At 60.1% G+C, this 8,969-nt stretch carries 8 protein-coding genes; 6 read left to right on the forward strand and 2 right to left on the reverse strand.

Translation table 11 applies throughout. The features are described 5' to 3' along the window. From GVL50_RS27880 to ycaC, 5 genes are all read left to right on the forward strand, one after another. Window positions 1-257 (forward strand): DUF6124 family protein (locus GVL50_RS27880; RefSeq protein ID WP_159815774.1); only part of this gene is annotated, 257 nt, incomplete at its 5' end. Window positions 258-530: 273 nt separating this feature from the next. Then, complete coding sequence (locus GVL50_RS27885; RefSeq protein WP_159815775.1) at window positions 531-947, forward strand: DoxX family protein; 417 nt, start codon at window positions 531-533, stop codon at window positions 945-947. Next, window positions 940-1,566 (forward strand): antibiotic biosynthesis monooxygenase, encoded by a 627-nt coding sequence (locus tag GVL50_RS27890; protein WP_053119045.1) that lies wholly within the window; start codon window positions 940-942, stop codon window positions 1,564-1,566. The genes GVL50_RS27885 and GVL50_RS27890 overlap by 8 nt, the downstream gene beginning before the upstream one ends. A 43-nt stretch (window positions 1,567-1,609) precedes the next feature. Then, window positions 1,610-3,448, forward strand: a complete 1,839-nt coding sequence (locus GVL50_RS27895; RefSeq protein WP_159815776.1) for an amidohydrolase — start codon at window positions 1,610-1,612, stop codon at window positions 3,446-3,448. A 71-nt stretch (window positions 3,449-3,519) separates the two neighbouring features. Beyond that, complete coding sequence (gene ycaC, locus GVL50_RS27900) at window positions 3,520-4,143, forward strand: isochorismate family cysteine hydrolase YcaC (protein ID WP_007913541.1); 624 nt, start codon at window positions 3,520-3,522, stop codon at window positions 4,141-4,143. A 320-nt stretch (window positions 4,144-4,463) separates the two neighbouring features. Here ycaC and GVL50_RS27905 read toward each other — a convergent pair whose 3' ends face one another. Further along, window positions 4,464-5,891: a mechanosensitive ion channel family protein gene (locus tag GVL50_RS27905; protein ID WP_159815777.1), complete on the reverse strand. Its 1,428-nt coding sequence runs from the start codon at window positions 5,889-5,891 to the stop codon at window positions 4,464-4,466. A 108-nt stretch (window positions 5,892-5,999) separates the two neighbouring features. After that, window positions 6,000-7,019, reverse strand: a complete 1,020-nt coding sequence (locus GVL50_RS27910; protein WP_159815778.1) for an alpha/beta hydrolase — start codon at window positions 7,017-7,019, stop codon at window positions 6,000-6,002. Between the two features lie 228 nt (window positions 7,020-7,247). On the opposite strand from GVL50_RS27910, the gene GVL50_RS27915 reads away from it, so the two are divergent. Next, window positions 7,248-8,147, forward strand: coding sequence for a LysR family transcriptional regulator (locus tag GVL50_RS27915; protein WP_159815779.1), 900 nt, complete (start codon window positions 7,248-7,250; stop codon window positions 8,145-8,147). Window positions 8,148-8,969: the final 822 nt, after the last annotated feature.

The raw sequence follows: 8,969 nt of genomic DNA on the forward strand, positions 1-8,969 counted from the left end.
CAGACCTTTGCCCACCCGGTTCCACGCCCCCACCACGTAAAACCCGTGGGATGTACGCCGTCACCGCCGACACCAAAAACGAAGATCTACTGACCGACGCCAGCGAAACCCTCGCCTCGGCCAAAACCATTGCCCAAGACGTCGCCCACCTTTTGCCCGCAGCGCAGCGCCGGGCGTTGTTGGGAATTGCGCAGTTGATCATGCTCGGCGAGCTCGCGGTGAATCGGGTGCTGGATAACTTCAATCCACCTGCCTGAACATGATCGTTCCCACGCTCTGCGTGGGAATGCCTCAACGGACGCTCCGCGTTCGGCCTTGGAAGGGACGCGGAGCGTCCCGGGTTGCATTCCCACGCAGAGCGTGGGAACGATCAATCGACTGGCCCGACGCCTTCGCGAGCAAGCCCGCTCCCACAGGGTTTTGCGGTGTGCTGAATATCCCGGCACGCCGGTGAACTGAGCACATCTGTTCAATTTTTCCCTTCCCGGCATCGGCATTATTCAGGTCGATGAAGTTTCCAGGATGGGGTCATGAACGCTTTGCAACGCGATGAACGGGCGCGCGACGTCGGTTTGCTGTTTCTGCGGGTCAGCGGCGGGTTGTTTTTGCTGTGGGTACACGGCTTGCCCAAGCTGCTGGATTTCAGCGCGCAATTGCAGCTGATCGAAGATCCGTTCCACCTCGGTTCGCACCTCACCCTGATGCTGGCGATCTTCGCCGAAGTCGTCTGTCCGCTACTGATCGTCGCCGGGGTACTGGCGCGATTGGCCTGCGTGCCTATTCTCTTTGTTCTGCTGGTGGCGTTGTTGGTCGTGCATCCGCAATGGAGTGTGGCCGAGGGGCAGTTCGGCTGGTTGCTGTTGATCCTGTTTGCCACTGTGTTTATCGCCGGGCCGGGACGGCTGGCGCTCAATGTCCGTTTGCCCGGAGTGCTGCGTTATGCCTGAAGTCCTGAGTCCAAAAGCACCGGGGTCTGATGAGACCGTGACGCTGATCGTCAAGCACCGGGTCAAGGCCGGGTTTGAGGCGGCGTATGAAGCCTGGCTGCGCAATATCGTGCGGGTCGCGGGGCAGCGGGAAGGGCACTTGGGGGTTGATGTGGTGCGCGGTAAACGTGCCGGCCTCGATTTCTACACCTGCGTGCTGCGCTTTTGCTCCACCGACGCGATGCAATCGTGGCTGGAATCGCCGCAGCGTCAGGCGCTGGTCGATGAAGCTGCGCCGATGCTTGCCGATGGCGACCAGACCGAAGTCGCGCCGGTCAACGAGTTCTGGTTCTCGCCGCTGGCCGAAGCCGCTTCGCCACCGCCGCGCTGGAAACAAGCAGTGATCACGCTGCTGGTGATTCTGCCGCACACCTTGCTGGTGCCGCTGATCTGGGGGCCGCTGCTCAGATTGCATCCGCTGCTTTCCAACTACGTGGTCGCCACGTTCCTGATCACTCTGACCATCGTCGTGTCGGTGGTGTACGTGTTCATGCCGCGCGTCACGCGCTTGTTCGCGCCGTGGCTCGAAGCCAGTCAGGCCCATGAACACCTCGATTCCCAAGAAACCTCGCCACGCTGAGCGCGCGGGGTTTGCTTCTTTTTACTTTGCTTGAGGAACTGCGATGAGCGCCGATCTGATTCTGTTCAATGGCCAATTTCATACCGTAGACCGCACCAAACCGCTGGCCAGTGCCGTGGCGATTACCGATGGCCGTTTCGTGGTCGTCGGCAACGACAACCAGGCCATGGCCCTGCGCGGGCCGAACACGCAAGTGGTCGATATGCACGGCCGCTGCGTGATCCCCGGACTCAACGACTCGCACTTGCACCTGATCCGTGGCGGTTTGAACTACAACCTCGAACTGCGCTGGGAAGGCGTGCCGTCGCTGGCCGATGCGCTGCGCATGCTCAAGGATCAGGCTGACCGCACGCCGACCCCGCAATGGGTGCGCGTGGTCGGTGGCTGGAACGAATTCCAGTTCGCCGAAAAACGCATGCCGACCCTTGAAGAAATCAACCAGGCCGCGCCGGACACCCCGGTGTTCATCCTGCATTTGTACGACCGCGCGCTGCTCAACCGTGCCGCGCTGCGTGTCGCCGGTTACACCCGCGACACGCCGAACCCGCCGGGTGGCGAGATCGTTCGCGATGCCAACGGCAACCCGACCGGCATGCTGGTCGCGCGGCCGAACGCGATGATTCTCTATTCGACGCTGGCCAAAGGGCCGAAGCTGCCACTGGAATATCAGGTCAATTCGACCCGCCAGTTCATGCGCGAACTCAATCGCCTCGGCCTGACCAGCGCGATCGATGCTGGCGGTGGTTTCCAGAACTACCCGGACGATTATCAAGTCATCGAGCAACTGGCCAAAGACGACCAGTTGACCGTGCGCATCGCCTACAACCTGTTCACCCAGAAACCGAAAGAAGAACTGAGCGATTTCCAGAACTGGACTGGCAGCGTCAAGTTGCATCAGGGCGACGACTACCTGCGCCACAACGGCGCCGGCGAGATGCTGGTGTTCTCCGCAGCGGACTTCGAAGACTTCCTCGAACCGCGCCCGGATCTGCCGCAGACCATGGAAGAAGAGTTGGAACCGGTGGTGCGCCACCTGGTTGAACAGCGCTGGCCGTTCCGTTTGCACGCGACGTACAACGAATCGATCAGCCGCATGCTCGACGTGTTCGAGAAGGTCAATCGCGACATTCCTTTCAACGGTTTGCCATGGTTCTTCGACCACGCCGAAACCATCACCCCGCAGAACATCGAGCGGGTGAAAGCGCTGGGCGGCGGCATTGCGATTCAGGATCGCATGGCGTTTCAGGGCGAATATTTCGTCGACCGTTATGGCAAGCAAGCCGCCGAAGCGACCCCGCCGATCAAACGCATGCTTGCCGAAGGTGTGCCGGTTGGCGCGGGTACCGATGCGACGCGGGTTTCCAGCTACAACCCGTGGACGTCGCTGTACTGGATGGTCAGCGGCCGCACCGTCGGCGGGCTGGCGCTGTACGAAGAAGGTCTGCCGCGTACCACCGCGCTGGAACTGTTCACCCATGGCAGCGCCTGGTTCTCCTCGGAGCAGGGCAAGAAAGGCCAGATCAAGGTCGGGCAACTGGCGGATCTGGCGGCGCTGAGTGCGGACTTTTTCCATGTCGAGGAAGAAGCGATCAAGTGGATCGAGTCGGTACTGACCGTGGTCGGCGGCAAGATTGTTTACGCCGCTGGCGACTTTGAAGACCTCGGCCCGCGCTCGATTCCAGTGCTGCCGGACTGGTCGCCGGTGGTGAAAGTGCCGGGCCACTGGCGGCCGAACTCGCCGTTACAGGCGCAGGTTCACCAGTGCAGCGGGCCGTGTGCAGTGCATACCCACAGCCATGAAAAGGCGCGGATGTCGAACGCGCCGGTCAGCGACTTCGCCGGGTTCTGGGGCGCGTTCGGCTGCTCCTGCTTCGCTTTCTGATTCTCCCCCAAAGCGCCGGCCGACCGGTCGGCGCTTCACGCTTCATCCATCCGTCCCTCAGGAGTTTTCCCATGAGCGTTCCTTACACACGTCTGAACAAAGATGATGCGGTTGTACTGCTGGTCGATCACCAGACCGGCCTGATCTCGCTGGTACAGGATTTCACCCCGAACGAATTCAAGAACAACGTGCTGGCGCTGGGCGACATCGCCAAGTTCTTCAAACTGCCGACCATCCTCACCACCAGTTTCGACGCCGGCCCGAACGGCCCGATCGTGCCTGAACTGCGCGAGCAGTTTCCGGATGCGCCGTTCATTCAGCGTCCGGGGCAGATCAATGCGTGGGACAACGAAGATTTCGTCAAAGCGATCAAGGCGACCGGTCGTAAACAACTGATCATCGCTGGTGTGGTGACTGATGTTTGCGTGGCGTTCCCGACGCTGTCGGCCATTGCTGAAGGGTACGAAGTGTTTGTGGTGACTGACTCGTCGGGCACCTTCAACACCACCGTGCAGCAAGCGGCGTGGGCGCGGATGTCGGCGGCGGGTGCCCACCTGTTGAACTGGTTCTCGGTGGCGTGCGAGCTGCAGGGGGATTGGCGCAACGATATGGAAGGTCTGGCGCATTTGCTGTCGGAGCGTTTGCCGAACTATCGCAACTTGATTAACAGCTATACCAAGTTCACCGCCAAGTAATTTGGTGTGAGCTGGAAGAGCCCCTCACCCTAACCCTCTCCCGGAGGGCGAGGGGACTGACCGAGGGGTTCTTGCGAGGTACGCCGACCTGCAATAGCGAGCCGAACTTCAATTTTGAAAAGCTTGAAGATCGGCTCCCTTTCCCCTCTCCCGGAGGGAGAGGGGACTGACCGAGGGGTTCTTGCGAGGTACGCCGACCTGCAATACCGAGTCGAACTTCAATTTTGAAAAGCTTGAAGATCGGCTCCCTTTCCCCCTCGCCCCCTTGGGGGAGAGGGCTGGGGTGAGGGGGTAGGCTCTTGATCTTAAAAATCTACGCCTCAACGCTTCTGCAACCATCCCAAAAACCCGCCTTTCCGCACCGCCACCGGTTTAGCCATCAACGCGAGGCGACTGTTCTGTTGACGTACCGCCTGCAATTTATTCAACGCCCGACCCACCTCCGTGCGCTGTTCCATGCACTGACGAGTGAGGTTCTTGTCGAGACGATAAATGATGCTCGACGTCAGCGCGGTAAACGTAGCCTGCGACGGCGTATCAGCCAGAATACTCTGCTCGCCCATGACCTCACTCGGCCCCATGCGCCCGGCTTCAGTCTGCTCATTACCATCCGGCACCGTCGCACTGACCACGCCCGTGGCAATCACGAACAGACTGTCCGGCACTTCATCCAGCCCCAGCACCACCTGGCCTGCTGTGTACTGCTGAGCGACCATCGATTCCGCCAGACGATCACGCTCATCACTGCTCAGCGAGCGGAAGATTTTCACTTCATCAAGCAACGCACGTGCGCGGCTCGACGGTTCGATCACGCCGTCCGGATGCCGAGAAATCCCTGCTGCTTCGAGATGCCGGTGGGCGAGGTCGAACAGTTGATTGCGCACTTCGCCTTTCTTGCCCAACTCGGCAATGAAACCGCTGGCGACGTATTCCGACATGGTTTCGCCGGCCTCTTTCAGCACGGCTTTTGGCGCCGGACTCAGCAACAGCGAGCTGCTGCCTTGCAGCGTACGATCCAGTGCATCGAGCACCCGGCGCGGACGAATGTGATTGGGCACCTGAATGCTGATCGACACGCCGTGCATGTTGTTCGGGCGGCTGAGGTTGACGATCTTCGCCTTCGCCGCCACCGAGTTGGGCACTACGGCCATGGTGCCGGCGCTGGTCAGCAGATGCGTGGCACGCCAGTCGATGTCGAAGACCTTGCCTTCGACGCCGTCGATCATCACCAGATCATCGACCTGATAAGGCTTGGTGGTGTTGAGGACGATCCCGGAAAACACATCGGCCAAGGTACTTTGCAGCGCCAGACCGACGACGATAGCGACGACGCCGGAGGTCGCCAGCAAGCCTTTGACCGGCAGTTCCAGCACGTAACCGGCGGCGGCAACGATGGCCACGAGAAACACCAGTGCGCCGATCACGTCTTGCAGCAAACGACCGCTGTGACCGATGCGACGCATCAGCGCGAGGCCGATCACTTCCGTCAAAACTCGCGCGGCGTACAACCACCAGAGAATCCCCAACGCCGTTGCACCCAGTTGCGCGACGCGGTCATCGGCGAACAGCGGGGCTTGCAGCGGGCTGACACCGGCATTGATCACCAGTGCGGAGAAGGCCAGAAACAGCGCCAGCCGCACAGCCACTCTTGGCGCACGATGGGTGAACGGCGTGAAGTGCCAGAGCACCGCGTCGAGCAGCAGCAGGGCGGCGCTGAGGGACAGCAGGTGGGTGTAGAAGAATGTCATGACCGAAGCTCCGCGGTGCTTGCCAGTAAAAAGATCGCAGCCTGCGGCAGCTCCTACAGAAAATTGCATTGCAATGTAGGAGCTGCCGCAGGCTGCGATCTTTTGTTTTTAAGGATTCAGATGAGTCTTCAACTCAGCCGCCGCCTGACGCACCGCTGCCTTCACCTCAGGAATCTGGCTCAGCGGGTTGAGCAAACCAAAGTCATGGATCATCCCGTTGTAACGCACCGAGGTCACCGCCACGCCGGCCGCATCGAGGTGCCGCGCATAGCCTTCACCTTCGTCACGCAACACGTCGAATTCGGCGGTCTGCACCAGTGCAGCAGGCAAGCCTTTGAGCTGTTCGGCGCTGGCGTTCAGCGGCGAAGCATGGATCTGCGCACGCTCGGCGGGGTTGGTGGTGTAGTTGTCCCAGAACCACTGCATCATGCCTTTGGTGAGGAAATGGCCCTCGGCAAATTGCTGGTACGAACCGTCGTCAAACTGCGCGTTGGTCACCGGCCACATCAACAGCTGGAAGCGCAGTGCCGGGGTTTTCTGTTCCTTGGCCATCAACGCCACAACCGCCGCCATGTTGCCGCCGACGCTGTTGCCGGCCACCGCCAGACGCTTGCCGTCGACACCGATGTCCTTGCCGTGCTCAGCCACCCATTTCGTCGCGGCGTAAGCCTGGTTGATCGCGGTCGGGTACTGCGCTTCCGGCGACGGCGTGTAGTCGACGTACACCGCGACAGCGCCCGAGCCCACCACCAGGTCACGAATCAAGCGTTGGTGCGTCGGGTAATCGCCGAGTACCCAGCCGCCACCGTGGAAGAACATGAACACCGGCAACTCGCCTTTGACCTTGGCCGGACGCACCACTTTCAGGTTGATCGTCTGGCCATCGACCTTGATTGCTTTGTCGCTGACTTCAACACCGGACAAGTCGACTTTCACCGAAGCCTGCGCACCGGTCAGTACCGCACGGGCGTCTTTCGGGCTGAGTTGCTCAAGGGGTTTGCCACCGCCAGCGGCGAGGGCGTTGAGGAACGCTTGGGTGTTGTGTTCGACACCGGAGGTCTCGGCGGCGAATGCGTTGCCGATGGACAGGGCGAGGAGGGAAGCGGCGAGGGTCTGTTTAATGTTCATGTTCAATTCCATTTTCGAATGTGTGATGTAGGAGCTGCCGCAGGCTGCGATCTTTTGATCCTGTTTTTGCCTTTTACCCGCGTCACCGCAGATCAAGATCAAAAGATCGCAGCCTGCGGCAGCTCCTACGTGTTCAGGGTTGTTTTCAAACCGTGAGCACAGATTAATGAGCTGCTCGAAAGTGAAAAAGCGGCTATAAAGCGTTTAACTGTCCACCAGAGAGTGACAATGAACCCGTTCGAAGACATGCGTATTTTTTGCCAGGTCATGGACTCTGGCAGCTTCACCGCCGCGGCTGATCAACTGGGGCTGTCCAAGCAGTTCGTCAGCCGGCGTTTGATGCAGTTGGAGGAGCGCCTCGGCGTGCGGTTGTTGAACCGCTCGACCCGACGCCTCGACGTCACCCCGCTGGGCCAGAGCTACTACGAATCGGCCTTGCGCCTGTTGGGCGAAGTCGAACAGGTCGAGCAGGGCATCGCCGGGCAGACCGCCGAGCCGCGTGGGACGATTCGCGTGAGCGCGCCGCTGTCGTTTGCCGTCGCGCATCTGGGTTGTCTGCTGCCGATGTTTTTGCAGCGCTATCGCGAGGTCACGGTGGAGGTGGATCTGAGTGATCGGCCGGTTGATTTGCTGGGCGAGGGTTATGACCTGGCGCTGCGCATTGGTGTGCTGGAAGACTCAACGTTGATCGCCCGGCGCATCGCGTCGATCGAACGTGTGTATTGCGCCAGCCCGGCTTACCTGGCTGAACGCGGGACGCCGTTGAAACCGGAAGAATTGCTCAACCACGATTGCCTGCCTTATGGCCATGGGCGTTCGGTGCAATGGCGGTTTAATGCGGGGCAGGGTAAGCCGATGTTGGTCAATGTCACCGGGCGCATGCGCGTGAACAACGGCGAGTTGCTGAGGGATGCGGCGGTGCAGGGAATGGGGATCACGTATTTGCCGACGTTTATTGTTGGCGCGGCGTTGAAGGACGGGCGCTTGGTGCCGGTGCTGGATGATCTGCGTCCGGAGCCGCTGACGTTGTCGGCGGTGTACCCGCAGCATCGTCAGGCCTCGCGCCCGGTGCAGGCGTTGGTCGAGTTTTTGCGCGAACGCCTGAACCAGAACAACGTCGCCCTCTAAACCTTACAGTGGTTTTTTCAAACCCTGCAAAACCCAGTGGGAGCGAGCCTGCTCGCGAAGGCGGACTGTCAGTTAACCCATCATTGGCTGACCCACAGCATTCGCGAGCAGGCTCGCTCCCATATTGGCTTTATGGATGGCTGTGATATCTGGATAAACCACGAGTCCTGTGGGAGCGAGCTTGCTCGCGAAGGCGTCGGGTCAGCTAAAAGACAATTGACTGACACGACGCCTTCGCGAGCAAGCCCGCTCCCACATTGGCTTTATGGATGGCTGTGAAATCTGGGTAAACCCCGAGTCCTGTGGGAGCGAGCTTGCTCGCGAAGGCGAACTGTCAGTTAACCCATCATTGGCTGACCCACAGCATTCGCGAGCAAGCTCGCTCCAACTTTGGCTTTATGGATGACTGTGAAATCTGGGTAAACCCCGAGTCCTGTGGGAGCGAGCCTGCTCGCGAAAGCGTCGGGTCAGCTAAAACACAATTGACTGACACGACGCCTTCGCGAGCAAGCTCGCTCCCACATTGGCTTTATGGATGGCTGTGAAATCTGGGTAAACCCCAAGTCCTGTGGGAGCGAGCTTGCTCGCGAAGGCGGACTGTCAGTTAACCCATCATTGGCTGACCCACAGCCTTCGCGAGCAAGCCCGCTCCCACATTGGCTTTATGGATGGCTGTGAAATCTGGGTAAACCACGAGTCCTGTGGGAGCGAGCTTGCTCGCGAAGGCGGACTGTCAGTTAACCCATCATTGGCTGACCCACAGCCTTCGCGAGCAAGCCCGCTCCCACATTGGCTTTATGGATGGCTGTGAAATCTGGGTAA

The organism is Pseudomonas sp. 18058 (assembly GCF_902706155.1).
In the GTDB taxonomy this organism is placed as follows: Bacteria; Pseudomonadota; Gammaproteobacteria; order Pseudomonadales; family Pseudomonadaceae; genus Aquipseudomonas; species Aquipseudomonas rustica.

Coding starts and splice junctions, on each gene's coding strand:
- ycaC (WP_007913541.1), top strand. CDS start 3,520: ATGAGCGTTCCTTACACACGTCTGAACAAAGATGATGCGGTTGTACTG.
- GVL50_RS27890 (WP_053119045.1), top strand. CDS start 940: ATGCCTGAAGTCCTGAGTCCAAAAGCACCGGGGTCTGATGAGACCGTG.
- GVL50_RS27885 (WP_159815775.1), top strand. CDS start 531: ATGAACGCTTTGCAACGCGATGAACGGGCGCGCGACGTCGGTTTGCTG.
- GVL50_RS27895 (WP_159815776.1), top strand. CDS start 1,610: ATGAGCGCCGATCTGATTCTGTTCAATGGCCAATTTCATACCGTAGAC.
- GVL50_RS27905 (WP_159815777.1), bottom strand. CDS start 5,891: ATGACATTCTTCTACACCCACCTGCTGTCCCTCAGCGCCGCCCTGCTG.
- GVL50_RS27915 (WP_159815779.1), top strand. CDS start 7,248: ATGAACCCGTTCGAAGACATGCGTATTTTTTGCCAGGTCATGGACTCT.
- GVL50_RS27910 (WP_159815778.1), bottom strand. CDS start 7,019: ATGAACATTAAACAGACCCTCGCCGCTTCCCTCCTCGCCCTGTCCATC.